Source organism: Amycolatopsis sp. ATCC 39116 (assembly GCF_000231075.2).
In the GTDB taxonomy this organism is placed as follows: Bacteria; Actinomycetota; Actinomycetes; order Mycobacteriales; family Pseudonocardiaceae; genus Amycolatopsis_E; species Amycolatopsis_E tucumanensis.
The window spans coordinates 17293-42935 of sequence record NZ_AFWY03000023.1; the positions used below are offsets into that span (position 1 = coordinate 17293).

Here is a 25643-nt window from a genome sequence, read left to right on the forward strand (position 1 = left end):
AAAACTAGAACATGTTCTCGTCAGGGACAAGGTCGCTGGTCTGGGCGCCGGTCACGCCGCACGAGAACTGGTTTCCACGCGGGTGCGGACCGCCCAGCGAGTCGCCGGGACCGTCCCCAGCCCGGCGGCGAGGAACACCCCGGCGAGCACGAACCAGCCGGGACGGCCCCAGGTGCCGACGAGCAGCGTCATCAGCGCCGGGCTCAGCATCTGCGCGCCGGCCTGGGCCGTGGCGGCCAGGCCCTGGTAGCGGCCGGTCGCGCCGGGCGGGGTCAGGTCGAGGGTGAGCGCCCACTTCGCGGCGATGAACCACAGCTCGCCCGCCAGGTGAGCAGCCGCGGCGAGCAGCACCAGGCCGACGGCGATGGCGCCGCTGCCGCCACCCGTCGCGGCGAACAGCAGGCATGCCAGCGCGAGGGCGGCGCCCGACCAGACCGCCCGCGCGGCGCCGCGGCGCGGACCGGTGCAGCCGCGGCTCGCGACGACCTGCAGGAGCGCGACGCCGAGCGAGTTGACGATGACGACCACGCCCGCCAGCCCGGCGGGCAGGTGCGTGTCGCGGACCAGCCACAGCGGGAGCGCGGTCGAAACCAGGCCCCAGCACAGCGACAGCAGGCCGGTCGTCGAGACGACCGCGAGGAACGCGGGGTCGGCGAGCACGGTGCGCGGCTTGCGCGCCAGCGCGACCGGCCGCACCCTCGGCACACGGGTCAGCAGCGCGGCGGAGGCCAGCGAGGTGAGCGCGTTGACCGCGATCAGGACGTGGAACGCGGCCGGGCTGCCCAGCGTCAGGCAGGCCGCTCCCGCCGCCGCGCCGACGGTGTAGCCGAGGTGGCTGGCGACCCGCTGCCGGGCCAGGTGCGCCACGCGGGTCTCCTCGTCGGCCAGCTGCGCGACGTAGGCGGTGCGGACCCCGGCGGTGGCGCGGTCGGCGGCCGTGTTGACGACCGCGACGGCCAGGAACACCGCGACGTGGTGGGCGAACACGAACGCGGCCATCGACACGCCCTCGACCGCGATCAGGGCGATCAGCAGCTCCCGCGGCCCGAGCCGGTCGGCCAGCGCGCCGACCGGTGTGGCCGCGAGCAGGCCCGCGCCGCCCGCGAGCATCAGCCCGAGGCCGACGACCGGGGCAGGCAGCCCGGCGACGGACGTGAAGTAGACCGCCCAGGTCGTGTACCACGCGCCGCCGCCGGCCGTGGTGACCAGCACGCCGAGCGCCAGCACCCGGAACGGGCCGGGCGGCGGGATCTGCTCGTGCCAGTAGCGACGCATCGCATAGACCTATCACGTATTCGTGAAACGTGAAAGTCGATGGTAGGGTCTGGGGCGTGACCTCCCTCGGATGGACCAGCGCCGAGCAGCCGGTGGTGGCGACGGTGACCGGGCTGGCGCGCGAGCTGGCCGACCCGATCCGGCTGACCGTGCTGCAGCTGCTCGCGCACGAGGGACCGCACGGGATGACCCAGCTGGCGGACGTGCTCGGCGTGAGCCCGGCGCGCCTGGGCAACCACCTGGCGAAGCTGCGGCAGGCCGGGCTGGTGGTGACGTCGCAGAGCGGGCGACACGTCACCTACCGGCTGAAGGACCCCGCGATCACCGCGGTGCTGGACGCGCTGGCCGACTACGCGGGCGGGGCGCTCCCGCTGCCCGGACCGGCCGCGCCCCCGGAGCGGCTGTGCTACGACCACGCGGCCGGGCGGCTCGGGGTGGCCGTGCTGGACCACCTGCTGGCCGAGGACGCGCTCCGCCGCCGGGCCGACACCGACGAGCTGGAGCTCGGCCCGCGGGCGGCGGAGGTGCTGGCGCGGCTCGGCATAGACGCGGACTCGCTGACGGCGGGCCGCCGCAAGACGGCGACGAGCTGCCTGGACCGCACGCTGCGCCGTCCGCACCTGGGAGGAGCCCTCGGACACGCGATCCTGACCCGGCTGCGCACCGAGGGCCTGGTGGAGATCGACGCGGACGGCCGAACGCTGACCCTCCGCCCCGACGCGGGTGAGCGGCTCAGCGATCTGCTGCCGGGGCTGGTGCTCGACCACTGACCACGACCTCGCCCTACCTGGCGGCCGCGGAGCGGCCACCGCACTCGCCGGGTCGTGCAGAACGGCAGGCGCAGGCCCAGCGGCCGACGGCTGGATCCCGGCACCCGGCGTGGAGACCGGGTGCCGGGCCTGCGATCCCCGCGGCCTCGCCAACCTCAGGGCGCGATCGTCAGCGCGGCGATCCGCTCCCCGCGCAGCCGGAACCGGTAGCGCAGATCCACCTCCCCACCAGGAAAGTTCCCCGTCACGTTTTGCGTCACCGTCCACTCCCCCGCCGAGTGGGACGCCCCCGTCAGCGTGGCCGTGTACTGGTACTCCGTGGCCGCGCGGCGCAGCCACCCGTCGATCTCTTCCGTTCCGCGGTACGTCCGGCCGTCGTCGGTGACCACGGCGTCAGGGGTGAAGCCCGCGGCGCTCGGGGCGTCCAGGTAGTCGCGGATCGCCTGTGGCAGTTCGGTCATCGTTCTCCTCCTCAGACGGTCGGCACCGTGCCGCCGTCGATCGTGTGTTCCGCGCCCGTGATGGCGGCCGCCCGGTCGGACACCAGGAACGCCACCAGCTCGGCGACCTCCTCCGGCAGCGTGGGCCGTCCCAGCGGGATGCCGCCGAGCGCGGCCGTCAGCCGGTCCCACGCGGTCCGCTCGTCGACGCCGTCGGCCTCGGCCAGGCGCGCGACCAGGGCATCCGCCGCGGAGGTGCGGATCGCGCCCGGCGACACCACGTTCACCCGCACCCCGCGCGGCGCCAGCTCCTTCGCCAGCCCCTTGCTGTACGTGGTGAGCGCGGCCTTCGCGGCCGCGTACCCGAGCGTCGCCTCGAACAGCGGCAGCCGCCGCTGGATGGACGACACGTGCACGACCGCCCCACCCGCCGCCACGTCCGGCAGCAGCGCCCGGTCCAGGCGGACCGCCGCCAGCAGGTTGAGGTCGAGCTCGTCCTGCCAGTGCCGGTCGGTCAGCGCCGCGAACCCGCCACCCGGCGCGGACGACCCGCCCACGGTGTGCACCAGGATGTCCAGCGTCCCGAACCGGTCGCGCACCTCCCGCACCACCGTCTCGACCCCGCCGGGCGCCGTGACGTCGGCGGCGACGAACGGGCCGTCGGCGTGGTCCGGGCGGGTGCGGGCGGTGGCCAGGACATCGGCGCCGGCGGCACGCAACCGGGCGACGACGGCCGCGCCGGTGCCCCGCCCGCCGCCGGTCACCAGGGCGCGCCGCCCCTCCAGAGATTCGTTCATGCCCGGCACACTCCGCCGTGACGGCGCGGGAGGGTCAAGCGCTGGACCCTCCCCCGGGGAGAGGGTGCAGAATCCGCTGGTGCTGACCATCGGCGAGTTCGCCAGGCTGACCCACCTGAGCATCCGCACGCTGCGCCGCTACCACGACGCCGGACTGCTCGAACCCGCCCGCGTCGACCCGGCCACCGGCTACCGCTACTACGACGCGGCGCAGATCCCGGCCGCGCAGGTCATCCACCGGCTGCGGGAGCTCGACGTGCCGCTGCCCGAGGTGCGCCGCATCCTCGGCAGCCCCGACCCGGAAGCCCGCGCGCTGCTGGTCGGCGAGCACCTGCGGCGGCTCGAGGACCAGCTGGAACGCACCCGCGCGGCGGTCACGTCGCTGCGCAGGCTGCTCACGCCCGAACCCGGCGAGCTGGCGGTCGAGCTTCGCCGGACCCCGGCCACGACGGTCGCGGCCGTCGAGGGCACCGTCGCCGAGGCGGACGTGCTCGCCTGGTACGCGGGCGCGATGGCCGAGCTGGACGCGGTGGTGCCCGACCCGGCCGGCCCGCCCGGCGGCCTGTACGACAACGAGCTGTTCACCCACGGCCGTGGCCGGATGGTGGTCTACCTGCCGGTCGCCGAACCACCCGCACCGGCCGGGCGGGTGCGGCCGGTGACGCTGCCCGCCGCGGAACTCGCCGTCGCCACCCACCCGGGCGACCACGACACGATCGACGTCACCTACGGCGAGCTCGGCCGCTGGGTGGTGGACCACGCGCTCGCCGTGGCCGGCCCGGTGCGCGAGGTCTACCTCAGCGGCCCCCGGGACACCGCCGACCCGGCGGCGTGGCGGACCGAGATCGGCTGGCCGGTCTTCCGCGTCGCACCGGCCTGAGGAGTCCACAAGGGACGTGGCGCGGAATACTGGACCGGCACGCGGGGTTGACCCGGTGCAAGCCGGACTACTCGGTGAGAGGTGATGCGAGATGCGGACGTTCGTGCTGGCCGGCGGGTGCTTCTGGTGCCTGGACGCGGTCTACCGGACGCTGCGCGGGGTGCAGGACGTGGTGTCCGGCTACACCGGCGGCGACACGGCCCAGCCGTCGTACGAGCAGGTGTGCACCGGGCGGACCGGGCACGCGGAGGCGGTCGCGGTGACGTTCGACGAGACGGTCATCCCGGCCGAGGTCATCCTCGACGTGTTCTTCACCCTGCACGACCCGCGGCAGCTCAACCGCCAGGGCGCCGACGTCGGCACCCAGTACCGCTCGGCGATGTTCTACGCCGACGACGCGCAGCGCGCCGAGTTCGAAGCGGCCATCAAGCGCGCGGCGGACTGGTGGGACGGCGAGATCGTGACCACCCTGGAGCCGCTGGGCGAGTTCTACCGTGCCGAGGAGTACCACCAGGACTTCTTCGCCAAGAACCCCGGCCAGGGCTACTGCCTCGCGGTCGCGCTGCCGAAGGTGAACAAGGTGCGCAAGTCCTTCGCGCAGTACGTCGCCTGACCTCAGCGTTCGACGAACGCGGCCAGCTTGGCCAGCGCCATCCGGGTCCCGGTCTCGTTGTCCTGCGGGGCGACCGAGGCCGGGACCCCGTCGTGCCGGATGACCACCTTCGTGCCTCCCTCGGCGTCGGTCAGGGTGGTCGTCATGGTCATCGTGCCCTGGGACGCCGGGTCGGGGCTGTCGAACTCGATCACCTCGACCACGCGCCGCCCCGGCTCGAGCACCGCGAAGTGACCGCTGTAGGTGTCGGTGGCGCCGCCGGACTTGCCGGCGCGGCCCGGGTCGTCGTACACCAGCGACACCCGGAACCGCCCGCCCTCGCGGGCGTCGAACTCGTGCACCCTGGCCGTCATCCCGTCCGGCACCCGCCACGTCGCGATCGCCTCGCCGTCGACCAGGGCGCGGTAGACCTCCCGGCGCGGCGCGCGCACGAACCCGGAAACGCTCGTCGACGTCATGACGACACCCTGGCTCGGCGGCCGGCGGGTGTCCAGCCTCCCGGCATCTCGTCCCAGGTGCGGCCGTCGAGGAGCCGCCCGCCCGCGTTGCGGGTCCGGCCGCCCCACTGCTTGAACAGGAACGGGATCCCCGCGGCGGCACACCGGTCCCGCACCGGCCGGACCCACTCGGCCGCGCGTGCGGCCCCGGCTTGCCACCGGCGTAGACCCAGTCGAGCCCCGTCAGGTCCGGGGTCCGGCGGCGGGCCGAGCAGCGGCTGCAGGGACAGGAACCGAACCGCGGCCGGGGTTTCGCGTGCTGGCGCGGCTCGCGCCGGAGCCGCTGCCGCACGTCTGGTGGGGCGTGACGATCGAGAGCGACGAGCAGGCCGGGCGCGCCGACCGGCTCCTCCTCGGGCACGCGGGGGTGGAACAGGTCGGTCATCGAGCCGGTGAACACCAGCCGGGGCGCTCGCCGGCGCGACGGGAGCGCCAGCCGCCCCGGGGCGCGGGGTGAGAGCGAAACCCGGTCCGCTGGTGCGGGGATCGCCGTCGCGGGTGTAGGCGGGGCTGCCCATGGCCCGCAGCCGCCGCGCGAAGGCCATCGCGTAGCAGTTGTCGCATCCGGGGCTGACCCGATCGCAGCCGGTGGCCGGGTTCCACGTCGCGGTCTCGATGGTGCCGTCCCGCATCCTTCCATTGAACCCCCGACGCGAGGACTCTGGGGATTCCACGGCCGCGACGGCAAAGGAGCCAGCCATGTTCGCCAACGCAGACGAAGTCCTGCGCTACATCGCCGACGAGAACGTGGAGTTCGTCGACGTCCGGTTCTGCGACCTGCCCGGCATCATGCAGCACTTCACGGTGCCCGCCGCGGCCTTCGACGCCGACGCCTTCGAAGAGGGGATCGCCTTCGACGGCTCGTCCGTGCGCGGGTTCCAGTCGATCCACGAGTCGGACATGCTGCTGCTGCCCGACCCCTACACGGCGCGCGTCGACCCGTTCCGCGCGGAGAAGACGCTGTTGATGAACTTCTTCGTGCACGACCCGTTCACCCGCGAGTCCTACAGCCGCGACCCGCGCAACATCGCCCGCAAGGCCGAGGAGTACATCAGCGAGTCGACCATCGCCGACCGCGCGTTCTTCGGACCGGAGGCGGAGTTCTACATCTTCGACTCGGTGCGCTTCGGCAACGTGGAGAACACCGCGTTCTACGAGGTCGACTCGGTGGAGGGCTGGTGGAACACCGGCCGCGACGAGGAACACGGCAACCTCGGCTACAAGACCCCGTTCAAGGCGGGCTACTTCCCGGTGTCGCCGCGCGACCACTTCGCCGACCTGCGCGACCAGATGGTGCGCAACCTGGCCGGCGTGGGCATCGAGGTGGAGAAGGCGCACCACGAGGTCGGCAGCGGCGGGCAGGCCGAGATCAACTACCGGTTCAACACGCTGCTGCACGCGGCCGACGACCTGCAGCTGTTCAAGTACGTCGTGAAGAACACGGCCTGGGAGCAGGGCAAGACGGTGACCTTCATGCCGAAGCCGCTGTACAACGACAACGGTTCGGGCATGCACTGCCACCAGTCGCTGTGGGACGACAACGGCCCGCTGTTCTACGACGAGGCGGGCTACGGCGGGCTGTCCGACCTGGCGCGGCACTACGTCGGCGGGATCCTGCACCACGCGCCGAGCCTGCTCGCGTTCACCAACCCGACCGCGAACTCCTACCACCGGCTGGTGCCGGGCTTCGAGGCGCCGATCAACCTGGTGTACTCGCAGCGGAACCGGTCGGCGTGCGTGCGCATCCCGGTGACCGGCTCGTCGCCGAAGGCCAAGCGGATCGAATTCCGCTGCCCGGACTCCTCAGGCAATCCGTACCTGGCGTTCTCCGCGATGCTGATGGCGGGGCTGGACGGGGTGCGCAACAAGCTGGAGCCGCCGTCGCCGATCGACAAGGACCTGTACGAGCTGCCGCCCGAGGAGGCGCGGGACGTGGCGCAGGTGCCCGCGTCGCTGGAGGCGGTGATCGACCGGCTCGAAGCCGATCACGAGTTCCTCCTCGCGGGCGGCGTCTTCACCGAGGACGTGATCGAGACGTGGATCGACTTCAAGCGCGAAACGGAGATCGACCCGCTGCGGCTGCGGCCGCACCCGTACGAATTCGCGCTCACCTACGACGTGTAGGTGTTGACCGCCGCGCGGCAGGGGCGGACCATGACCTCTCCCGGGTCTGAAAAGGAGCGGGAAATGACTTTCGTACAGGTCATCGAGTACAAGACCGAGCACCCGGAACAGATGAACGACATGATGGACCGCTGGCTGGCGGAGACGCGGGGCAAGCGGACCGCCACGCACGCGGTGCTGATGAGCGACCGGGAACGCCCCGGCACCTACATGGAGTTCGTCGAGTTCCCGTCCTATGAGGACGCCATGCGCAACTCGTCCCTGCCAGAGACGGACCGGTTCGCGAAGGAGATGATGGCCCTCTGCGAGGGCGACCCGGTGTTCCACAACCTGGAAGTGATGCGCGACGAGCGCCTCTGAGGGCCGCGCTCGCGACTCCGCGCGGACCGGCTCCCCGCCGGTCACGAACGCCTCCCGCGGGTGCTGCACCGACGCCGGCGAAAGGATGTCCCGCCCGAACAGCGCCGCGGTCAGCCAGACCGCCAGCACCCGCACCTTGCGTTCCCAGCTGGGCACGGCCGGCACGTGGTAGCCGCGGTGCATGAGCCAGGCCGGCAGCCCGGTGACGACGATCCGCCGGTACTGGAAGATGCCGCGGCCGAGGCCGAGCGTGGCGATCGCGCCGAGGCTGTGGTGCACGTACGGCTTCGGCGCGGCCGCGCAGCGTGGCGATGATGTCGCGCGCCAGGAGTTTGCCCTGCCGGTACGCGTGCTGCGCGTTGGGCACCGTCCGGGCGCCCGGCACGGCCGAGGCCGGCACCGCGGCGGCGTCGCCGGCCGCCCACGCGTCCGGCACCGGCGCCGCCTCCGTCCCGGCCCGCAGGTCCGGCCGCACGACGATCAGCCCGCGCTCGTCCCCCGGCAGGTCGGTGCGCCTGCCGGTGACCGGGTTCGCGCCGTCGCCCGCGGTCCACACGATCAGCTCCGAGTCGAACTCCTCGCCGCTGGACAACACGACGTGCCCGCCGGCCGCCGAGGTGACCTGGGTGTTCAGGTGCACGCGCGCGCCGCGCTGCTCGAGGCCGGGTTGTGACGACCGGAGCGGCCCTGGTGCCGCGGATCACGCCAGCGGGACTGGAGCCAGTCGCGGTAGCGGGTGGTGGCGGGACGGCCGCCGGTGAGCACGTCGCCCTTGACCGCGGCGAACAGGCCTGCCGTCTCGTCGGTGACCACCCGGCGGCCGTCGCCGGTCGCGGCGAGCGTGATGCGGCCCAGTTCGTCGGGCGGGACGACCTCGGGGCAGCCGACCTCGCGGGCGCCGCCCAGTGGGGCTTCGGTCGCGGCCTCGGCGACCGCGGCGGCGACCTCGGCAGAGCTGATCGGCTGGATCGGCGTGGACGGCAGGCGCACCGCCTGGTCGAGCCCCTCCCCGGTGAGCAGGTCGACGCCGGGGGCCAGCGAGTGCCCGGCAGCGTCGTGGCCCGCGGCGACGGCCCGGTCGACAACCTAGGAGCCGATGAGGCCGGTGCCGATCACCGCGATCTTCATGGGGCACTCGCGCCTGGCCGAGGCGCACGGGGTGTCCGGGACGTACCTGGCGAAGCAGCTGCAGTCGTTGTCCCGCGCGGGGCTGGTCCACTCGGTGTGTTCGAGGCGGACAAGGCGTGGCGGGCCGCGCTGCGGCGGGTGTCGGTGGCCGACCTGGGCCGCCTGGTCGGCACCGACTACGAAGGCGACGTGCTGGGCCAGGTCGGGACGTGGCTCAGCAGACCGTCCTAACCGGACTGCCAGTGCCAGCCCGAGCGGCGCAGCGCGTCGGCGCGGGCCAGGACGCTTTCCAGGCGCGCGGCGGATTCGGCCTTGTCCCAGTACCGGTCGGCGGCCGTGGTCTGGGCGTCGTGCTTGCGGTAGAGCACGCTCGGCTCGGCGATGAACTCCCCCGACGCCACCGCCTCGGCCGCCAGCAGCAGCCCGACGGTCTCCGCGCCGGTCAGCGCCGGCCAGCCGCCCAGTGCGCGCACCAGGTCCGTGTGCGCCGCGAACGTGTTGGCCTGCACGGACAACCGGTCGTCGAGCTGTTCGGCGTAGAACCGGCCCGGCGGGACCGGCCCGGGCGGCGGGTCGCAGGGTCCGGGCCGCGTCGAGCCGTCCGGCAGCAGGTCGACGCACGCCGAGGTGCACCACGCCACCCGGCCCAGCGCCTCGATGTCCCTGGCCAGCGCGCCGGGCAGCAGCACGTCGTCGGCGTCCAGCGTGCGCACCACCGAGCCGGTCGCCCGCGCCAGCGCCATCGTGCGCGCGACCGCGGCACGGCCGGGCAGCCCGGAACCCGGCAAGACGCGCTCATCGGGCGGCAGGCAGTCCACCACGCCGCTGTCGCCGTCCTCCTGCAGGCACCACTCCCACTCCCAGCCGGGCGGCAGTTCCTGGTCGCACAGCGAGGTGTAGGCCTCCCGCAGGAAGTGGTGTCCCCCGTCGTGGACAGCCGTGATCACACTGACCTTCGGCAACGGATCCCCCAGATCGAGACGATGTCCGTCACCATCAAACCAGTTCACGACCCGGTGCGGGTCACGGCATCCGGGGACCCGGCCGCATGGGTGGGTGACCGGTGAAACGCGGTTTCACCGGTCTTTCATCGCCCGCCCCTACCGTTCGCCGGGATTTCGTCCACACGAACCGGGAGGGATCGATGAAGAAGATCGCGGCACTGCTGACCGGACTGGCGGTCGCGGCGACGGCGTACCTGGTGGCCTCGCCCGCCGCGCAGGCCGCCCCGTGCGAGGGGACCTACACCATCGTCGTCGGGGGGACCGGCGACAACGACTCCGACGACCCGTACTGGCAGGGCAACATCAGCCAGCGCGTCGGCTACCCGGCGATCCCGGTCGGCATCAACGCGCGGCAGGGCGTCAACGAGCTGAACCGGCTGATCCGCGACCAGCGCAACGTCTGCCCCGGGCAGCACGTGAAGGCCGTCGGGTTCTCGCTCGGCGCGGCCGTCGTGCACACCTGGGTGACCGAGAACTGGCCGACCATCGACGACGTGAACGCCGTGCTGATCGCCGACCCGAAGCGGGCGGCGGGCCCGGGCAACGCGGGCGCCGCGGCGCACCCGCTGGTCGCCCCGGTGGTCGGAGCGCCGCTCGCCGGAGCGGACGACTTCTTCGGCGACATCCCGACCCTGACGCTCTGCACGGACGACATCATCTGCGACGCCAACGCGGCGTCCGGCCTGCCCGGCTACCTGTGGGAAGGCAGGCACGGCAACTACAACTTCAACGTGGACGCCTACTCCGACGACGCGAGCGGGCAGTGGTTCAACGGGGTCTACATCCCCTGATCGCCAGTCGGTGACCCCGGGCCTGGGTGGATCGGCCCGGGGCCGCCGCACGTCAACGGTTGTATCCGACAGGGGCGCTGAGCGTGGCGAAGGGGCGCAGCCCGCCCGCGTCAGCGGAACTGGTGCACCACCATCTCCGCCAGCGCGGCCACATCCGCCTCCGCCATGGGGCCGCCCGTGATGCCCATCCGGTGCAGCAGCGTGCCGACCACCACGTCGATGAACAGCAGCACCCGGTTCTCCGGCTCCCCCAGCGCGTCCTGCAGCACCACGCGGTACGGGTCCTGCAACCGCGTCGTCAGGACCTCGCGCAGCGCCGGGTCGTTCACCGCGTCCACGAACACCCCTGCGAACGCCGCGCCGACCCCGGGCTCGGCGATCTTCGCCGCGGCCCAGTGCACCGCGCGGGTCAGCACCTCCTGCCGGCCCTCGCCCTCCAGGGGCACCGGGCCGAACGCGTGCACCAGGCAGTCCGTGATCAACGCGCCCTTCGACGGCCACCGGCGGTAGATCGTCGTCTTCGCGACGCCCGCCGCCGCCGCGATGCGGTCCATCGTCGCGCCCGCGTAGCCCAGTTCGTGGACCGTTCGCAGCGTCGCGGCGAAGACCTCGGCGTCGATGCCGGCGCGGGGGCGGCCGGGCGATTTGGCGGAGCTCATGGCGACACCCTAGCCAATTCCGCTACCATCGGTATCGCTACCGCCAGTAGCGTAATCCGAGGAGGGGACATGGCCGACCGACCACCGCCGGGCATCCGGCTGCTGCACGCGCTCGCCAAGGAGCCGGACTGGGCCGCGATGACCGACGCGGAACTGGCCGCCTTCAGCGAGCGCACCAACCGCAAGCGCACCTCCCGGCTGGCGCGGCTGATCACCGGGCGCCCGGACCGCGGCGCGACGATCGAGTGGCAGGACGTGACAGCCCCCGGCCGCACCATCCGGGTCCGCGTCCACCGGCCGCGGCACGGCGAGAACCTGCCGGTCGTGATTCACGTGCACGGCGGCGGCTTCACCGGCACGGCCGTGCAGTGCGACTGGGTCAACAGCCACCTCGCCGCCCGCCTGCCGGCCGTCGTCGTCTCGGTCGAGCACCGCCTCCTCGCCCCGGGCACCCCGCTGACCGCGGCCGCCGAGGACGCCTGGGACGTGCTCCAGCAAGCCGGAACCTGGGGCGACCCGGCGCGCATCGCGGTGTTCGGCGAGAGCACCGGCGGGCTGATCGCCGCGCTGTCCGCGATCCGCGCCCGCGACACCGGCCTGCGGCTGCGCGCCCAGGTGCTGGTCAACCCGGCGCTCGACCTGACCGAGACCGCCTACGACCACCCCTCGATGAGCGAGCACGCGCAGAGCCCGATGCTGACGATCGAGCAGATGCGGCTGTTCCACCGCCTGGCCGCACCACCCGGGACGGATCCGCTCCCGCTGTCGCCGCTGCGGGCGGACGACCTCGGCGGGCTGGCCCCGGCGCTCGTCGTGGTGCCCACGCTCGACCCGCTCGCCGACCACGGCCGCCGGTACGCCGAGCGGCTGCGCCACGCCGGCACCCCCGCCGAACTCGCCGCACACCGCGGGGCGCCACACGCGTTCCTCAGCATGCCCGGCCTTGTCCCCCAGGCGAAGCCCGCCCGCGCGGAGATCACCGCCTTCCTCGCCGGGCATCTCGTGGCGGCACTGGAGACGCGATGACGGAAAGCCTCGGACGCCTGCTGCGGCCGCACGCCGGAGGTTTCGCTGCCGTGGTGGTGCTGCAGGTGATCGGCGCGGTCGCCGGCCTGGCGCCGCTGCTCGCGGTCGTCGAACTGGGCCGCACGCTGCTGTCCCCGGAACCGGCCGGCGAGAGTCGCGTGTGGACGGTCGTCGCGCTGGGCGCGGCCGGCCTGCTCGTCCGGATGCTGTTCACCGCCGCGTCGGCCGGAGTGGGGCACGTCCTGGACGACCGGGTGCAGCTGTCCTTCCGCCGCCTGCTGGCCGAGCGGCTGGGCCGCGTGCCGATCGGCTGGTTCGCCCGCCGCCGCACCGGCGAGCTGGCCAAGGTGGTCGGCGACGACGTCAGCGCCGTGCACCCGGTCATCGCCCACACCCCGGGCGAGCTGGTCTCCGCGTTCGTCGTGCCGCTGGTGTCGCTGGCCTACCTGGTGACGATCGACTGGCGGCTCACCCTGATCACGCTGGTGCCCGTGGTGCTGGCGATAGCGCTGGTCCCGCTGATGATGACCGCCGCCCGGCAGCGCGAGCAGCAGGAGTTCGACGCGGCCATGGGCCGGATCGCGAGCTCCGTCGTCGAGTTCGTGCGCGGCATCGCGGTGGTCAAGGCGTTCGGCGGGTCCGAGCGTGCGCACCGGAGGTTCCGCACCGCCACCGACGACTTCGTCGGCACCTTCCTCCGCTGGGTGCGCGGCATGTCCGGCATCGCGCCCGGGATGCAGCTGGCGTTGTCACCGCCGTTCGTGCTGGTGGTCGTGTTGATCGGCGGGGCCGCCCTGATCACGTCCGGCAGCCTCGCCCCGGCCGACCTGCTGCCCTTCGTGCTGCTCGGCCTCGGCCTGACCGCCCCGGTGGCGGCCCTCGGGCACGGCTTCGACGACCTGCAGGCCGCCGGTCGCGCGGTCGGCCGGATCCGCGAGGTGCTGGCGGTGCCGCCGCTGCCCGAGCCCGCGCACCCGGCCGAGCCCGACGGGCACCGCATCGAGCTGCGTGGCGTCCGCTTCGGGTACACCGAGGGGCACGAGGTGCTGCGCGGCGTCGACCTGGTGCTCGAACCGGGCACGGTCACCGCGCTCGTCGGGCCGTCCGGCAGCGGGAAGTCCACTTTGGTCCAGTTGCTGCCGCGGTTCTTCGACCCCGAAGCCGGTTCGGTCACGCTCGGCGGCGTCGACCTGCGGGAGATCGGCAGCGACCGGCTCTGCCGGACGGTGTCGTTCGTCTTCCAGGAGACGTCGTTGCTGCGCGCCTCGGTCGCGGACAACATCGCGCTGGCGGTGCCGGGGGCCGCGCACGAGGACGTCGTCCGTGCCGCTCGCCTGGCGAACATCCACGACCGGATCCTCGAACTGCCGCGCGGGTACGAGACCGTGCTCGGCGAGGAGGCGAGCCTGTCCGGCGGGGAGGCGCAGCGGATCGCGATCGCCCGCGCGCTGCTCGCCGACGCGCCCGTCCTGGTGCTGGACGAGGCCACCGCCTTCGCCGACCCGCAGACCGAACACGCGGTGCGCGGGGCGCTGGCCACGCTGACGGGCGACCGGACGATCCTGGTCATCGCCCACCGGCTGGAGACCGTCGCCGACGCCGACACCGTCGTCCTGCTCGAGAACGGGTCGATCGCCGAACGCGGCCGTCCCGCCGAACTGCTCGCCGGCAACGGGAAGTTCGCCGCGTTCTGGCGCGCCCGGGGAGAGGAACCACGATGATCACCACGCTGCTGCGCGTGCTCGGCCACGAACACGCCCGGCCGGTCCGGCGCACCGTCGCTCTGATGACCGCCACCGCGGTCGCCGAGGGCCTGTCCTACGCCCTGCTGGTGCCGGTGCTGCGGGCGCTGTTCGGCCCCTCCCCCGGCGAGGTGTGGCCGTGGCTGATCGCGTTCGGCGCCGCGGTAGTGGTGTACGGGGTGCTGCGGTACGCCAGCGATCTGTCCGGTTTTCGCGTGGGCACCACGTTGTTGCGCGGGATGTACCACCGGCTCGGCGACCACCTGGCCCGGCTGCCGCTGGGCTGGTACAGCGCCGGGCGGGTCGGCGAGGTGTCCGTGCTGGCCAGCCGTGGCGTGCTGCAGGCGATGAGCGTCATCGCGCACCTGCTGGCGCCGTTCGTCTCGGCTTGTGTGACACCGCTGACGATCGTCGTGGTGATGATCGCCTTCGACTGGCGGCTGGGGCTGGCCGCGCTGGCGGCCGCGCCGCTGGTGGTGGCGGTCCAGGTGTGGGCGGGACGGGCCACGGCGGCCGCGGACGCCGAACGCCACGAGCGCGACCAGCAGGCCACGGCGCGGGTGATCGAGTTCCTCCAGGCGCAGCCGGTGTTGCGGGCGGGCGGCCGGACCGCCGAACGGTTCCGGCTGCTGGACGACTCGCTGCGCAACGTGCAGCGGGCGTCGCGGCGGGCCACGTTGTCGGCGCTGCCGGGCGCGGTCGGCCTGACGCTCGTGGTGCAGGCGGTGTTCACCGCGCTGCTGGTGCTGGGCGCGGCCCTCGCGCTCGGCGCGGGCGTCGGGGCGGCGGAGGTGTTGTCGATCCTCGTGCTGGCGGCCCGGTGCGCGGATCCGTTGCTGTCGCTGGCCGAGACCGGGGGCAAGCTGCGTGGCGCCCGTGCGGAGCTGGCCAGGCTCGACGCGGTGTTGCGCACCGAGCCGCTGCCGGAACCGGCCGACCCGGTGACGCCGGCGCGGCACGACCTGGAGTTCGACGGGGTCACCTTCCGGCACGGCGACCGCACGGTGGTCGACGGCGTGTCACTGTCCATTCCGGAGGGTCAGCGGCTCGCGGTGGTCGGCCCGTCCGGTGCCGGGAAGAGCACGCTGCTGCAGCTGATCGCGCGGTTCTACGACGTGGACGCCGGCGCGGTGCGGATCGGCGGCGTGGACGTGCGGGCGATGGCGGCGGCGGATCTGATGTCGCGGATCGCCGTCGTGTTCCAGGACGTGTACCTGTTCGACGGCACGATCGAGGAGAACGTGCGGCTCGGCCGCCCCGGCGCGACCCACGCGGAGGTCCGCGCCGCGGCGACGTCGGCCCGGCTGGACGAGGTGATCGACCGCCTGCCCGGCGGCTGGTCGGCCACCGTCGGCGAAGGCGGAGCCCTGCTCTCCGGCGGCGAACGCCAGCGCGTGTCGATCGCCAGGGCGCTGCTGAAGGACGCTCCGGTGGTGCTGCTGGACGAAGTGACGTCGGCGCTGGACCCGGCGAACGAATCCGCGGTGCACGAGGGAATCGAGCGGTTGATGGCGGGCCGCACGGTGGTGATGGTGGCGCACCGGCTGCGCACCGTCCGGAGCGCCGACCACATCGTCTTCCTGGACAACGGCCGGATCACCGAGCAGGGCACGCACGAGGAGCTCCTGTCCCGCGGCGGCCGGTACGCGCGGTTCTGGCAGCTGTCCCTGGAGCCGACGAACGACTGATCAGACGCGGTCGACCAGGAAGTCGATCATCTCGTGTATCACAGCCCGAACGGAGGGATGGCACCGCTCGGCCGTGAGGAAAGCGTGCGGCAACCCGTCCACGGTGGTGAGCACGTGCTCTGTCGACACATCCCCCAGGCGGGCCGCAAGGCGTTCCGCGGCAACGGCGGGCGCCGAGGTCGGCGCCCGCCGAGTCGCCGGCGATGGCGAGGCGGCGCGGCCGCTGCTGAACCCGCCACCATGGAGGTACAACTGGATCGGATGCCGCCCACGGCCCGTTGGTTCGATGTTCTCATCGGTGGTGCCGGCGCCACCGGCCCGGCGGATCAGCGTCCCCTTCCGGATCGCACCGAGTTCTCGTTCCGCAGTGCCCGTGGCGACCTCGGACGCAACTCGCCCGGCGCCCGGTCCTCACTCCACCTTCTTCGCCGGTGCTTGGCCGTTGCTCTCGGGCAGCCCTTCGCTCGTGGGGGCCACCTGCAGGCAGAAGTCGCCGTCGTAGTGGCGGTTTCCGGTCAGCACCGCCTGCTCCACGATCTCCGCGCTCTTCTCCTCTCGCCGGATCATCGGGTCGCTGCGGAGGTCCTTCGCGAGCGCCACGCACAGCACCACCATCACCAGCGCGAACGGCGCCGCCGCGATGATCGTCAGGTTCTGCAGCCCGGTGAGCGCCTCGTCGCCACCTCCGCCGACCAGCAGCATCACCGCGGCCACGCCCCCGGTCGCCACGCCCCAGAACACCACCAGCCAGCGCTTCGGCTCGATCGCGCCGCGTTGCGACATCGACCCCATCACCAGCGACGCGGCGTCCGCGCCGGAGACGAAGAAGATCGCCACCAGCACCATCACCAGCACGCTCGCCACGGCGGCCAGCGGGAACTGGTCGAGCACCCCGAACATCTGCGACTGCGCGCTGCCCGCGCTCGCCAGATCCGTCCCACTCCGCTGGAGCGTGATCGCCGTACCGCCCATGATGCTGAACCACACCAGGCTCACCACGGACGGAACGAGGATCACGCCGACCACGAACTGCTTGATCGTGCGGCCGCGGCTGATCCGCGCGATGAACATGCCCACGAACGGCGTCCACGAGATCCACCACGCCCAGTAGAAGATCGTCCACGAGGACAGCCAGCTCTCCATGTTCTCGCCGCCGGAGGCGCCCGACCGCGAGATCATCTCGCCCATCTCGCGGAAGTAGTCGCCGATCGTGGAGGGCACCAGGTTGAGGATGAAGATCGTCGGCCCGACCACGAACACGAACACCGCGAGCACGGCGGCCAGCACCATGTTGATGTTGGACAGCCACTGGATGCCCTTCGCCACCCCGGACACCGCGGAGGCGACGAACGCCACCGTCAGCACCGCGATCACGCCGATGAGCAGGCCGGTGCCCGGGTTGTCCGACAGCCAGCCCCGCTGCACGAGCCCGCTGCCGATCTGCAACGCGCCCAGCCCGAGCGACGCGGCGGACCCGAACAGCGTCGCGAAGATCGCCAGGATGTCGATGAGCCTGCCCAGCGGCCCCTCGCTCACCCGCTCACCGAACAGCGGCGCGAACGCCGAGCTGATCAGTTGTTTGCGGCCGCGCCGGAAGGTGCCGTAGGCGATGGCGAGCCCGACCACCGCGTACATCGACCACGGGTGGATGGCCCAGTGGAACAGCGACGTCGCCATCGCGGTCTCCACCGCCGCGTCGGTGCTGCCCGCGACCGTGCCCGGCGGCGGCTCCACGAAGTGCGACAACGGTTCGGCGACCCCGTAGAACATGAGCCCGATGCCCATGCCGGCGCTGAACATCATCGCGATCCACGACACCGTGCGGAACTCCGGCCGCTCGCCGTCGTGGCCGAGCGGGATCTTGCCGTACCGGCTGAACGCCAGCCAGATCGCGAACAGGACGAACCCCGTCGCGGCCAGCAGGAACGCCCAGCCGGTGTTCCGGATCAGCCAGTCCAGCACCCCCGCGGACACGCTGGAGAGGTTGTCGGTGGCGAACACGCCCCAGGCGAGGAACGCCGCCGCGACCACCGCCGCGACGACGAACACCACGCGATCCATCCCGCCGCGCGCTCTGGGTTCCGCGGGTTTCCGGGTCGTTGCTTCCGTACTGGGCACGACGCTCACCGCCTCTTGCTCGAGTTGGTTGTCCGGCTGCCCCCCTGCGCTCTGCGAGATGGTCACCGCGTCACCGCCCGCCGGCCAGTGTCCGCTCGACCCACTGGTGGAATTCGCCGATGTGGTGTTCGGACGGCACCAGGACCCCGCCGCGGGCGTAGGCGCGCGAGGACATCGCGGGCTGGCAGCGCTCGCAGGCGTCGAAGTCCTGCTGGTTCACGCGGTGGAACAGCTCGACCGAGTGTGACACGTCGCGGCCGGAATCCACCACTTCGCGGGCGTAGAGCCAGTCGCATTCGACGATCGTGCGGTCGACCGCCATCGGGAACATCCGGTGGATGATCACGTGGTCGGGCACGAGGTTGACGAACACCTGCGGCCGCACGGTGATCGCGTAGTAGCGGCGGTCCTGGTGCTCGTCCACCCCGCCGAGCCGGTCGAACCCGGCGCTGCCGTCCACGGTGAACCCGCTGACGTCCTCGCCGAACTCCGCGCCGTGGCCCACGTAGTACTGCGCGGCGTAGCCGTCGGCGAACTCCGGCAGCACCTCGGTCAGCTCGGGGTGGATCGTCGCGCAGTGGTAGCACTCCATGAAGTTCTCGATGATGAGCTTCCAGTTGGCCTTGACGTCGTAGGTGATCCGCCTGCCCAGGGCCAGCTCGTCGATGCCGTAGTTGCCGATCGCGTCGAGCTGCCCGAGCCGGCCCGCCACGTCCGCCTGCACCGTCTCTTCGAAGGACGGCGGCTCCTCGGCCAGACACAGCCACGCGTAGCCGAGCCACTCCCGCAGGTGCACCGGCTTGAGGCCGTACTCGGTGCGGTCGATGTCCGGCATCGAGGTCAGGTTCGGCGCCGCGACGAGCTTGCCGTCCAGGCTGTAGGTCCACGCGTGGTAGGGGCACTGGAAGTTCCGCTTGACCGTGCCGCTCTCTTCCACGCACAGGCGCGCGCCGCGGTGGCGGCAGATGTTGAGGAAGGCCCGCAGGGCGCCGTCGCGCGACCGGGTCACCAGCACGCTCTCGCGGCCGATCTGCACGGTGCGGAAGTTTCCGGGTTGCGGCAGGTCCGCGCTGCGGACCGCGCAGAACCACATCTGCTCGAAGATCTTCTCCTGCTCCAGCGCGAAGATCGTCTCGTCGGTGTAGGTGATCCCGCCGAGTGTGGGGATCAGGCTCGACGGGAGCCCGGGCTGGTCGGTGGACGGCGCGGTGGTGGTGTTCTCGGTCAACGAACGCTCCGTGGTGGTGTGAGTGACCGGGGACTGGTTGTTGCTTCTTCCGCAACACCTGCGTGATGTGCAACTGCGACGCGGACCACAGTGCGGCCTCCGCGCCGCGTCTGTCAAGACCTGAACCGGGGATGGCGCGGAGTTTTCCTGACGGCAACACGAGGGGCCGAATCCCTGCGGCACAAGGGACTCACGAGTAACAAAGGTTCGCCGGAATCGGCTCTTGACCCCGCCGGACGCCGAGCCGTAGCGTGGCGGCCAGTTGATATATCAGTCGGCGAACAGAGGTATGAGACCGGGAGGCAGCATGTCGGTGGCCATCGGCCGCGCTGGCGCACTCAGCCCCCAGCGCGTGCTCGGGCGTTCCCTGCTCCAAACCGATCCGGAGGTGCACGCGGCGATCGGCCGCGAGCTCGGCCGCCAGCGCGACACCCTGGAGATGATCGCGAGCGAGAACTTCGCGCCGCTGGCGGTGATGCAGGCGCAGGGGTCGGTGCTGACCAACAAGTACGCCGAGGGCTACGCCGGCCGCCGCTACTACGGGGGCTGCGAACACGTCGACGAGATCGAGACCCTGGCCATCGACCGGCTCAAGGCGCTCTTCGGCGCGGAGTACGCCAACGTGCAGCCGCACTCCGGCGCACAGGCCAACGCCGCCGCCATGGCCGCGCTGCTGGAGCCCGGCGACACGATCCTCGGCCTGGACCTCGCGCACGGCGGGCACCTGACGCACGGGATGAAGCTCAACTTCTCCGGCCGCCTCTACGACGTGGCGGCCTACCACGTGAGCGCCGAGGACCACCGCGTCGACATGGACGAGGTCGAGCGGCTGGCCAGGGAGCGCAGGCCGAAGCTGATCGTCGCAGGCTGGTCGGCCTACCCGCGGCACCTGGACTTCGCCGCGTTCCGCCGGATCGCCGACGAGGTCGGCGCGTACCTGATGGTCGACATGGCGCACTTCGCCGGCCTGGTCGCGGCGGGCCTGCACCCCTCCCCCGTGCCGCACGCGCACGTCGTCACCTCGACCACGCACAAGACGCTCGGCGGGCCGCGCGGCGGCGTGATCCTGGCCGAGCGGTCGCTGGCGAAGAAGCTCAACAGCAGCGTGTTCCCCGGTCAGCAGGGCGGGCCGCTGGAGCACGTCATCGCGGGCAAGGCCGTGGCGTTCAAGCTGGCCGCCGAGCCGGAGTTCCGCGAGCGCCAGGAACGCACCCTGCAGGGCGCGAAGATCCTCGCCGACCGGTTCCTGCGCGAGACCGGGATCGGGGTGCTGACCGGCGGCACCGACGTGCACCTGGTGCTGGCCGACCTGCGGGAGTCCGAATTGGACGGAAAGCAGGCCGAGGACCGGCTGCACGAGGTCGGGATCACGGTCAACCGCAACGCCGTCCCGTTCGACCCGCGCCCGCCGATGATCAGCTCCGGCCTGCGGTTCGGCACGCCCGCGCTGGCCGCGCGCGGGTTCGGCCCCGACGACTTCGCCGAGGTCGCCGACATCGCCGCGCTGGCCCTGCGCCCGGACGCCTCCGCCGCCGACCTGGACAAGCTCTCCGCCCGCGTCGCCGACCTCACCGCCCGCCACCCCCTCTACCCGGAGCTGACGGCATGACCACCCCCCAGCCCCCCGGCGCGCACCTGCCCGACCACCCGGACTTCCTGTGGCGCAACCCGGAACCGAAGCGCGGCTACGACGTCGTGATCGTCGGCGGCGGCGGGCACGGCCTGGCCACCGCGCACTACCTGGCGCGCAACCACGGCATCACCAACGTCGCGGTCCTGGAGCGCGGCTGGCTGGCCGGCGGGAACATGGCCCGCAACACCACGCTGATCCGCTCCAACTACCTGTGGGACGCCTCCGCGGCGATCTACGAGCACGCCCTGAAGCTGTGGGAGGGCCTCGAAGACGACCTGGGCTACCCGATCCTGTTCTCCCAGCGCGGCGTGCTGAACCTGGCGCACACCGAGCAGGACGTGCGCGACAGCGTGCGGCGCGTGGAGGCCAACAAGCTCAACGGCATCGACGCCGAGTGGCTCTCCCCCGACGAGGTCGCCAAGGTCTGCCCGATCGTCAACGTCTCCGGCGACATCCGGTACCCGGTGCTGGGCGCGACGTACCAGCCGCGCGCCGGCATCGCCAAGCACGACTACGTCGCCTGGGGTTTCGCCCGCCGGGCCGACGAGGCCGGGATCGACCTGATCCAGGACTGCGAAGTCACCGGGTTCACTGTGGACGGTGACCGGGTGACCGGGGTGCGGACCAGCCGCGGCGACATCGCCTGCGGCACCGTCGCGCTGTGCGCGGCCGGGCACACCTCGGTGCTGCTGGACCAGCTGGGCGTGCGGGCGCCGCTGCAGTCGCACCCGCTGCAGGCCTTGGTGTCGGAGCTGCTGGAGCCGGTGCACCCGACGATCGTGATGTCCAACGCCGTGCACGTCTACGTGTCCCAGGCGCACAAGGGCGAACTGGTGATGGGCGCCGGAGTGGACTCCTACAACGGGTACGGCCAGCGCGGCGCCTTCCACATCATCGAGCGGCAGATGGCGGCCGCGGTGGAGCTGTTCCCCGTGTTCGCGCGGGCGCACCTGCTGCGCAGCTGGGCGGGGATCGTGGACGTCACGCCGGACGCCTCGCCGATCGTCGGCCGCACGCCCTACGACAACGTCTACCTCAACTGCGGCTGGGGCACCGGCGGGTTCAAGGCCACCCCGGGCCTGGGCTGGTGCCTGGCCGACACGATCGCCAACGGCGAGCCGCACCCGTACGTCGAGCCGTTCGGCCTGGACCGCTTCGTCACCGGCGCGCTCGTCGACGAGCACGGCGCCGCCGCCGTCGCCCACTAGGAGCCACGCATGCAACTCATCACCTGCCCGTGGTGCGGGCCGCGCGAGGAAGTGGAGTTCCACTACGGCGGCCAGGCCCACCTCGCCTACCCGGACGACCCCGCCGCGTTGTCCGACGAGGAGTGGACGCACTTCGTCTTCTTCCGCGACAACCCCAAGGGCCCGTTCGCCGAACGCTGGAGCCACGCGGCCGGCTGCCGTCGCTGGTTCAACGCGGTCCGCGACACCCGGACCTACGAGTTCCTGGCCGTGTACCCGATGGGCCAGTCCGCACCGGAGGTGGCGTCATGAGCCGCATCAAGGGTTACGGCCGGATCGACCGCACCGGCACCGTCGGGTTCACCTTCGACGGGGTTACCTACACCGGCCACCCGGGCGACACGCTGGCCTCGGCGCTGCTCGCCCACGGCGTGCACGCGGTGGGCACGAGCGTGAAGTTCGGCCGTCCGCGCGGCATCGGCGCGGCGTGGGTTGAGGACCCGACCGGGCTGGTGCAGATCGAGGAGCCGTTCCCGGAGCCGATGCTGCTCGCCGCGACCGTCGAGCTGACCGACGGGCTCGTCGCGCGCGGGCTTGCCGGGCAGGGCCGGCTCGCGGAGGTGGCCGACACCGCCCGCTACGACCGCAAGCACACGCACTGCGACACGCTCGTCGTCGGGGCGGGCCCGGCCGGGTTGCTCGCCGCGCGATCCGCCGCACGGCGCGGGGAGCGGGTCGTGCTCGTCGACGACCGGGCCGACGCGGGTGGCTCGCTGACCGGCACCGAGGTGATCGACGGGCGGCCGTCGCGCGAGTTCGTCGCCGAGGTGGTGGCCGAGCTGGCCGCCGCCCCGGAGGTGCTGCACCTGCAGCGCACCACGGCGTTCGGGCAGTACGACGACGGGTTCGTGCTGGCGCTGGAGCGGCGCACCGACCACCTCGGCACCGCCGCGCCGCGCAACCTCTCGCGCCAGCGGGTGCACCGGATCCGCGCGCGGCACGTCGTGGTCGCGACCGGCGCGCACGAGCGGCCGGTGGTGTTCGCCGACAACGACCGGCCGGGCATCATGCTCGCCTCCGCGGCGCGTGACTACCTGCACCGCTACGGGGTGCTCGCCGGACGCGAGGTCGTCGTGTTCACCACCAACGACTCCGCCTACGCCGCCGCGCTCGACCTGGAGCACGCCGGGGCGCGGGTCATCGTCCTCGACGCTCGCCCGAGCGCGCCGGAGCACTGGGCCGCGCTGTGCCGGGAACGGTCGATCGCCGTGCGGCCGGGCAGCGCCGTCGTCGGCACCACCGGCGAGCTCCGGATCACCGGCGTGGACACGGTCACCGCGGGCAAGGCCGAGTCGCTGCCGTGCGACCTGCTGCTGACCTCCGGGGGCTGGAACCCCGCCGCGCACCTGTTCAGCCACGTCCGCGGCGCGTTGCGGTACGACCCGGCGCTGGGCGCGTTCCGCCCGGCCGAGCCGATCCCCGGGGTGTCGGTGATCGGCGCCGCGAACGGCACGTTCGACCTCGCCGGGTGCCTGCGCGACGGCGCCGGGGACGACGCACCAGCCACGCCCGCGGAGCCGGAGACCACGCCGCCGCTGGTGCTGTGGCGCACCGAAGGCGACCCGGCCCGCCAGTTCGTGGACATCCAGCGCGACGCCACGGTCGCCGACATCGAGCGCGCGGTCGGCGCCGGGCTGCGGTCGGTCGAGCACATCAAGCGCTACACCACCATCGGCACCGCACACGACCAGGGCAAGACGTCCGGGGTGATCGCCTCCGGCATCGTCGCCGAGCTGCTGGGCAAACCGGTCGAGGACACCGGCACCACGACGTTCCGCCCGCCCTACACCCCGGTGGCGTTCGCCGCGCTGGCCGGGCGGGAGCGCGGGAAGCTGTTCGACCCCGAGCGGATCACCTCGCTGCACAGCTGGCACGTCGCGGCGGGGGCGGTGTTCGAGGACGTCGGGCAGTGGAAGCGGGCCCGCTACTACCCGGCGCCGCACGAGAACATGGACGCCGCCGTGCTGCGCGAGTGCGCCGCGGTCCGCGGCGGGGTCGGCATCCTGGACGGCTCCACCCTGGGCAAGATCGACGTGCAGGGCCCGGACGCCGCCGAGCTGCTCGACCGGCTCTACACCAACATGATGAGCACGCTGAAGGTCGGGCGCGTGCGCTACGGCGTCATGTGCGGCAACGACGGCATGGTGTTCGACGACGGCACGGTGCTGCGGCTGGCCGAGGACCGGTTCCTGGTCGTCACCACCACCGGCGGCGCGGCGCGCGTGCTGGACTGGATGGAGGAGTGGCTGCAGACCGAGTGGCCGGACCTGCGCGTGCACCTGACGTCGGTGACCGAGCAGTGGTCGGTGTTCCCGGTCGTCGGGCCGCGCTCGCGCGACGTGATCGCCGCGGCGTTCCCGCACCTGGACGTGTCCAACGAGGCGTTCCCGTTCATGTCCTGGCAGGACACCGAGGTCGACGGCGTCCCGGTGCGCATCGCCCGCATCTCGTTCTCCGGTGAGCTGGCGTTCGAGGTCAACGTGAACTCCTGGTACGCCAGGGCGATGTGGCTGCGCCTGCTCTCGGCCGGCGCGCGCTGGAACATCACCCCGTACGGCACGGAAACCATGCACGTGCTGCGCGCGGAGAAGGGCTACCCGATCGTCGGGCAGGACACCGACGGCACCGTCAGCCCGCACGACCTCGGCCTGGGCTGGGCGGTGTCGAAGAAGAAGCGGGACTTCGTCGGCAAGCGCTCGTTCACCCGCCCGGAGAACACCAACCCGCTGCGCAAGCAGCTGGTGTCGCTCCTGCCCGGCGACGCGCGGACCAAGCTGCCGGAGGGCTCCCAGGTCGTGGAGTTCCGCCCGGACGGCACCCTGCCCCCGCCGCCGGTGCCGATGCTCGGCCACGTCACCTCCAGCTACCACAGCGCCGAGCTGGGCCGCCCGTTCGCGCTGGCCCTGGTCAAGGGCGGGCAGGCGCGCATCGGCGACACCGTCCACGTCCCGGTCGACGGCGCCCTGGTGCCCGCCGAGATCGGCGGAATCGTGCTGGTCGACCCGGAAGGAGCACGCCGCGATGGCTGACCCGCGCCTCTACCCCACGCATCCGCTGCAGCAGTGGATCCCGTCGCTGGCCGCCGCCTCGCGCAACGCGACCGGCCTGAACCTGGAGGCCGAGCCGCCGGTGGCCGCGGTCGACCTGCGCGTCGCGCCACCGGCCGACGTGCTCGGCACCCCGCTGCCCACCGAGCCCAACACCTGGGTCTACGCCGCCGACGGGCAGATCGTCTGGCTCGGCCCGGACGAGTGGCTGGTCACCAGCACCGCCGGGCAAGGGCACGAGCTGGAGGCGCGGCTGGGCGCCGTGGTGCGGCCGCGCGGCGGGGCCGCCACCGACGTTTCCGCGCAGCGCACCGGAATCCGCGTCAGCGGACGGCACGCGCGGGACGTCCTGGCCACCGGCTGCTCGCTCGACCTGCACCCGCTGGCGTTCCCCGCCGGAAGCGCCGCGCAGACGACACTCGGGCAGGCCCCGGTGCTGCTGCTCGCGCTCGGCGCGGGCGAGGACTTCCGCGTGTTCGTGCGGCCCTCGTTCGCCGGATACCTCGCCGACTGGCTCCTCGACGCGGCGCTGGAGTTCCAGCCCGCCGGGGCCACCTCGTAGACCACAGACAGGAG

The 25643-nt window shown here is 72.7% G+C and carries 26 protein-coding genes and 2 pseudogenes; 16 read left to right on the forward strand and 12 right to left on the reverse strand.

Going from position 1 to position 25643, the window contains the following annotated elements:
* Positions 1-51: 51 nt before the first annotated feature.
* On the reverse strand, positions 52-1275 hold the full coding sequence (locus tag AMY39116_RS0322665; RefSeq protein ID WP_020419918.1) for an MFS transporter: 1224 nt from the start codon (positions 1273-1275) through the stop codon (positions 52-54).
* Between the two features lie 56 nt (positions 1276-1331).
* Between AMY39116_RS0322665 and AMY39116_RS0322670 the strand changes: the two genes are divergently transcribed.
* Positions 1332-2045 carry a helix-turn-helix transcriptional regulator gene (locus AMY39116_RS0322670; protein ID WP_020419919.1) on the forward strand — a complete coding sequence of 238 codons (714 nt, stop codon included), beginning with the start codon at positions 1332-1334 and terminating at the stop codon, positions 2043-2045.
* A gap of 155 nt (positions 2046-2200) precedes the next feature.
* On the opposite strand, the gene AMY39116_RS0322675 is transcribed toward AMY39116_RS0322670, so the two are convergent.
* Together AMY39116_RS0322675 and AMY39116_RS0322680 are read right to left on the reverse strand one after the other, a co-directional pair.
* Positions 2201-2506: a nuclear transport factor 2 family protein gene (locus tag AMY39116_RS0322675; protein WP_020419920.1), complete on the reverse strand. Its 306-nt coding sequence runs from the start codon at positions 2504-2506 to the stop codon at positions 2201-2203.
* An 11-nt stretch (positions 2507-2517) separates the two neighbouring features.
* A complete protein-coding gene (locus AMY39116_RS0322680) occupies positions 2518-3282 on the reverse strand; it encodes an SDR family oxidoreductase (protein WP_020419921.1) in 765 nt (254 codons plus the stop codon).
* A gap of 64 nt (positions 3283-3346) precedes the next feature.
* Between AMY39116_RS0322680 and AMY39116_RS0322685 the strand changes: the two genes are divergently transcribed.
* Both AMY39116_RS0322685 and msrA read left to right on the forward strand, forming a co-directional pair.
* The gene (locus AMY39116_RS0322685) at positions 3347-4162 is read left to right on the forward strand and encodes a MerR family transcriptional regulator (protein ID WP_020419922.1); all 816 of its coding nucleotides are present in this window, start codon (positions 3347-3349) and stop codon (positions 4160-4162) included.
* Between the two features lie 91 nt (positions 4163-4253).
* Positions 4254-4775, forward strand: a complete 522-nt coding sequence (gene msrA, locus AMY39116_RS0322690) for a peptide-methionine (S)-S-oxide reductase MsrA (protein WP_020419923.1) — start codon at positions 4254-4256, stop codon at positions 4773-4775.
* A 2-nt stretch (positions 4776-4777) separates the two neighbouring features.
* On the opposite strand, the gene AMY39116_RS0322695 is transcribed toward msrA, so the two are convergent.
* Together AMY39116_RS0322695 and AMY39116_RS47610 are read right to left on the reverse strand one after the other, a co-directional pair.
* Entirely contained in the window at positions 4778-5233 is a 456-nt protein-coding gene (locus tag AMY39116_RS0322695; protein ID WP_020419924.1) for an SRPBCC domain-containing protein, read from the reverse strand.
* On the reverse strand, positions 5230-5502 hold the full coding sequence (locus tag AMY39116_RS47610; protein WP_235716199.1) for a DUF5131 family protein: 273 nt from the start codon (positions 5500-5502) through the stop codon (positions 5230-5232). Before AMY39116_RS47610 ends, AMY39116_RS0322695 begins: the two co-directional genes overlap by 4 nt.
* A gap of 26 nt (positions 5503-5528) precedes the next feature.
* On the opposite strand from AMY39116_RS47610, the gene AMY39116_RS47615 reads away from it, so the two are divergent.
* Positions 5529-5729, forward strand: coding sequence for a hypothetical protein (locus AMY39116_RS47615; protein ID WP_020419925.1), 201 nt, complete (start codon positions 5529-5531; stop codon positions 5727-5729).
* A 91-nt stretch (positions 5730-5820) separates the two neighbouring features.
* On the opposite strand, the pseudogene AMY39116_RS48160 reads toward AMY39116_RS47615, so the two are convergent.
* Positions 5821-5973: pseudogene (locus AMY39116_RS48160) on the reverse strand (DUF5131 family protein); the annotation flags it as partial.
* On the opposite strand from AMY39116_RS48160, the gene glnA reads away from it, so the two are divergent.
* Together glnA and AMY39116_RS0322710 are read left to right on the forward strand one after the other, a co-directional pair.
* Positions 5972-7396 (forward strand): type I glutamate--ammonia ligase, encoded by a 1425-nt coding sequence (glnA, locus tag AMY39116_RS0322705; protein ID WP_020419926.1) that lies wholly within the window; start codon positions 5972-5974, stop codon positions 7394-7396. The pseudogene AMY39116_RS48160 and the gene glnA sit on opposite strands and share 2 nt — an antisense overlap.
* A 63-nt stretch (positions 7397-7459) precedes the next feature.
* The gene (locus AMY39116_RS0322710) at positions 7460-7756 is read left to right on the forward strand and encodes a hypothetical protein (RefSeq protein WP_020419927.1); all 297 of its coding nucleotides are present in this window, start codon (positions 7460-7462) and stop codon (positions 7754-7756) included.
* A gap of 394 nt (positions 7757-8150) precedes the next feature.
* Here AMY39116_RS0322710 and AMY39116_RS48165 read toward each other — a convergent pair.
* Together AMY39116_RS48165 and AMY39116_RS43435 are read right to left on the reverse strand one after the other, a co-directional pair.
* Positions 8151-8396, reverse strand: a pseudogene (locus tag AMY39116_RS48165) (FAD-dependent oxidoreductase); the annotation flags it as partial.
* A complete protein-coding gene (locus tag AMY39116_RS43435; protein WP_020419928.1) occupies positions 8387-8746 on the reverse strand; it encodes a hypothetical protein in 360 nt (119 codons plus the stop codon). The pseudogene AMY39116_RS48165 and the gene AMY39116_RS43435, both read right to left, overlap by 10 nt.
* A 234-nt stretch (positions 8747-8980) precedes the next feature.
* Here AMY39116_RS43435 and AMY39116_RS47895 point away from each other — a divergent pair, with 234 nt between their 5' ends.
* Positions 8981-9115 carry a hypothetical protein gene (locus AMY39116_RS47895; protein WP_020419929.1) on the forward strand — a complete coding sequence of 45 codons (135 nt, stop codon included), beginning with the start codon at positions 8981-8983 and terminating at the stop codon, positions 9113-9115.
* On the opposite strand, the gene AMY39116_RS0322725 is transcribed toward AMY39116_RS47895, so the two are convergent.
* A complete protein-coding gene (locus AMY39116_RS0322725) occupies positions 9112-9831 on the reverse strand; it encodes a glycosyltransferase family A protein (RefSeq protein WP_020419930.1) in 720 nt (239 codons plus the stop codon). The genes AMY39116_RS47895 and AMY39116_RS0322725 overlap by 4 nt on opposite strands.
* 197 nt (positions 9832-10028) lie before the next feature.
* Here AMY39116_RS0322725 and AMY39116_RS0322730 point away from each other — a divergent pair, with 197 nt between their 5' ends.
* Positions 10029-10679 carry a cutinase family protein gene (locus tag AMY39116_RS0322730; protein ID WP_020419931.1) on the forward strand — a complete coding sequence of 217 codons (651 nt, stop codon included), beginning with the start codon at positions 10029-10031 and terminating at the stop codon, positions 10677-10679.
* Between the two features lie 110 nt (positions 10680-10789).
* On the opposite strand, the gene AMY39116_RS0322735 is transcribed toward AMY39116_RS0322730, so the two are convergent.
* Positions 10790-11338: a TetR/AcrR family transcriptional regulator gene (locus tag AMY39116_RS0322735; RefSeq protein WP_020419932.1), complete on the reverse strand. Its 549-nt coding sequence runs from the start codon at positions 11336-11338 to the stop codon at positions 10790-10792.
* Positions 11339-11407: 69 nt separating this feature from the next.
* Between AMY39116_RS0322735 and AMY39116_RS0322740 the strand changes: the two genes are divergently transcribed.
* The 3 genes from AMY39116_RS0322740 to AMY39116_RS0322750 are packed head-to-tail and all read left to right on the forward strand — an operon-like array spanning position 11408 to position 15794.
* On the forward strand, positions 11408-12364 hold the full coding sequence (locus AMY39116_RS0322740; RefSeq protein ID WP_020419933.1) for an alpha/beta hydrolase: 957 nt from the start codon (positions 11408-11410) through the stop codon (positions 12362-12364).
* Positions 12361-14085: an ABC transporter ATP-binding protein gene (locus AMY39116_RS0322745; protein WP_020419934.1), complete on the forward strand. Its 1725-nt coding sequence runs from the start codon at positions 12361-12363 to the stop codon at positions 14083-14085. Before AMY39116_RS0322740 ends, AMY39116_RS0322745 begins: the two co-directional genes overlap by 4 nt.
* The gene (locus tag AMY39116_RS0322750; RefSeq protein WP_020419935.1) at positions 14082-15794 is read left to right on the forward strand and encodes an ABC transporter ATP-binding protein; all 1713 of its coding nucleotides are present in this window, start codon (positions 14082-14084) and stop codon (positions 15792-15794) included. The genes AMY39116_RS0322745 and AMY39116_RS0322750 overlap by 4 nt, the downstream gene beginning before the upstream one ends.
* A gap of 411 nt (positions 15795-16205) precedes the next feature.
* On the opposite strand, the gene AMY39116_RS0322760 is transcribed toward AMY39116_RS0322750, so the two are convergent.
* Positions 16206-17855, reverse strand: coding sequence for a BCCT family transporter (locus tag AMY39116_RS0322760; protein WP_020419937.1), 1650 nt, complete (start codon positions 17853-17855; stop codon positions 16206-16208).
* A 127-nt stretch (positions 17856-17982) separates the two neighbouring features.
* Positions 17983-19140, reverse strand: coding sequence for an aromatic ring-hydroxylating dioxygenase subunit alpha (locus tag AMY39116_RS0322765; protein WP_020419938.1), 1158 nt, complete (start codon positions 19138-19140; stop codon positions 17983-17985).
* Between the two features lie 307 nt (positions 19141-19447).
* Between AMY39116_RS0322765 and glyA the strand changes: the two genes are divergently transcribed.
* Genes glyA through AMY39116_RS0322790 form a run of 5 tightly spaced genes read left to right on the forward strand, consistent with a single transcriptional unit; the run spans position 19448 to position 25629 of the window.
* The gene (gene glyA / locus AMY39116_RS0322770; protein WP_020419939.1) at positions 19448-20749 is read left to right on the forward strand and encodes a serine hydroxymethyltransferase; all 1302 of its coding nucleotides are present in this window, start codon (positions 19448-19450) and stop codon (positions 20747-20749) included.
* On the forward strand, positions 20746-21981 hold the full coding sequence (locus tag AMY39116_RS0322775) for a sarcosine oxidase subunit beta family protein (RefSeq protein WP_020419940.1): 1236 nt from the start codon (positions 20746-20748) through the stop codon (positions 21979-21981). The genes glyA and AMY39116_RS0322775 overlap by 4 nt, the downstream gene beginning before the upstream one ends.
* A gap of 9 nt (positions 21982-21990) precedes the next feature.
* Positions 21991-22272 (forward strand): sarcosine oxidase subunit delta, encoded by a 282-nt coding sequence (locus AMY39116_RS0322780; RefSeq protein ID WP_020419941.1) that lies wholly within the window; start codon positions 21991-21993, stop codon positions 22270-22272.
* Positions 22269-25049 (forward strand): 2Fe-2S iron-sulfur cluster-binding protein, encoded by a 2781-nt coding sequence (locus AMY39116_RS0322785; RefSeq protein WP_020419942.1) that lies wholly within the window; start codon positions 22269-22271, stop codon positions 25047-25049. Before AMY39116_RS0322780 ends, AMY39116_RS0322785 begins: the two co-directional genes overlap by 4 nt.
* The gene (locus tag AMY39116_RS0322790; protein ID WP_020419943.1) at positions 25042-25629 is read left to right on the forward strand and encodes a sarcosine oxidase subunit gamma; all 588 of its coding nucleotides are present in this window, start codon (positions 25042-25044) and stop codon (positions 25627-25629) included. Before AMY39116_RS0322785 ends, AMY39116_RS0322790 begins: the two co-directional genes overlap by 8 nt.
* Positions 25630-25643: the final 14 nt, after the last annotated feature.

What these genes read in the sequence shown, in the direction of transcription:
- AMY39116_RS0322665 (WP_020419918.1), bottom strand. Translation starts at nt 1,275, where the DNA reads ATGCGTCGCTACTGGCACGAGCAGATCCCGCCGCCCGGCCCGTTCCGG.
- AMY39116_RS0322790 (WP_020419943.1), top strand. Translation starts at nt 25,042, where the DNA reads ATGGCTGACCCGCGCCTCTACCCCACGCATCCGCTGCAGCAGTGGATC.
- AMY39116_RS0322775 (WP_020419940.1), top strand. Translation starts at nt 20,746, where the DNA reads ATGACCACCCCCCAGCCCCCCGGCGCGCACCTGCCCGACCACCCGGAC.
- AMY39116_RS0322675 (WP_020419920.1), bottom strand. Translation starts at nt 2,506, where the DNA reads ATGACCGAACTGCCACAGGCGATCCGCGACTACCTGGACGCCCCGAGC.
- AMY39116_RS0322735 (WP_020419932.1), bottom strand. Translation starts at nt 11,338, where the DNA reads ATGAGCTCCGCCAAATCGCCCGGCCGCCCCCGCGCCGGCATCGACGCC.
- AMY39116_RS0322745 (WP_020419934.1), top strand. Translation starts at nt 12,361, where the DNA reads ATGACGGAAAGCCTCGGACGCCTGCTGCGGCCGCACGCCGGAGGTTTC.
- msrA (WP_020419923.1), top strand. Translation starts at nt 4,254, where the DNA reads ATGCGGACGTTCGTGCTGGCCGGCGGGTGCTTCTGGTGCCTGGACGCG.
- glyA (WP_020419939.1), top strand. Translation starts at nt 19,448, where the DNA reads ATGTCGGTGGCCATCGGCCGCGCTGGCGCACTCAGCCCCCAGCGCGTG.
- AMY39116_RS0322710 (WP_020419927.1), top strand. Translation starts at nt 7,460, where the DNA reads ATGACTTTCGTACAGGTCATCGAGTACAAGACCGAGCACCCGGAACAG.
- AMY39116_RS0322760 (WP_020419937.1), bottom strand. Translation starts at nt 17,855, where the DNA reads ATGGATCGCGTGGTGTTCGTCGTCGCGGCGGTGGTCGCGGCGGCGTTC.
- AMY39116_RS0322780 (WP_020419941.1), top strand. Translation starts at nt 21,991, where the DNA reads ATGCAACTCATCACCTGCCCGTGGTGCGGGCCGCGCGAGGAAGTGGAG.
- AMY39116_RS0322730 (WP_020419931.1), top strand. Translation starts at nt 10,029, where the DNA reads ATGAAGAAGATCGCGGCACTGCTGACCGGACTGGCGGTCGCGGCGACG.
- AMY39116_RS0322785 (WP_020419942.1), top strand. Translation starts at nt 22,269, where the DNA reads ATGAGCCGCATCAAGGGTTACGGCCGGATCGACCGCACCGGCACCGTC.
- glnA (WP_020419926.1), top strand. Translation starts at nt 5,972, where the DNA reads ATGTTCGCCAACGCAGACGAAGTCCTGCGCTACATCGCCGACGAGAAC.
- AMY39116_RS0322740 (WP_020419933.1), top strand. Translation starts at nt 11,408, where the DNA reads ATGGCCGACCGACCACCGCCGGGCATCCGGCTGCTGCACGCGCTCGCC.
- AMY39116_RS0322695 (WP_020419924.1), bottom strand. Translation starts at nt 5,233, where the DNA reads ATGACGTCGACGAGCGTTTCCGGGTTCGTGCGCGCGCCGCGCCGGGAG.
- AMY39116_RS0322750 (WP_020419935.1), top strand. Translation starts at nt 14,082, where the DNA reads ATGATCACCACGCTGCTGCGCGTGCTCGGCCACGAACACGCCCGGCCG.
- AMY39116_RS0322680 (WP_020419921.1), bottom strand. Translation starts at nt 3,282, where the DNA reads ATGAACGAATCTCTGGAGGGGCGGCGCGCCCTGGTGACCGGCGGCGGG.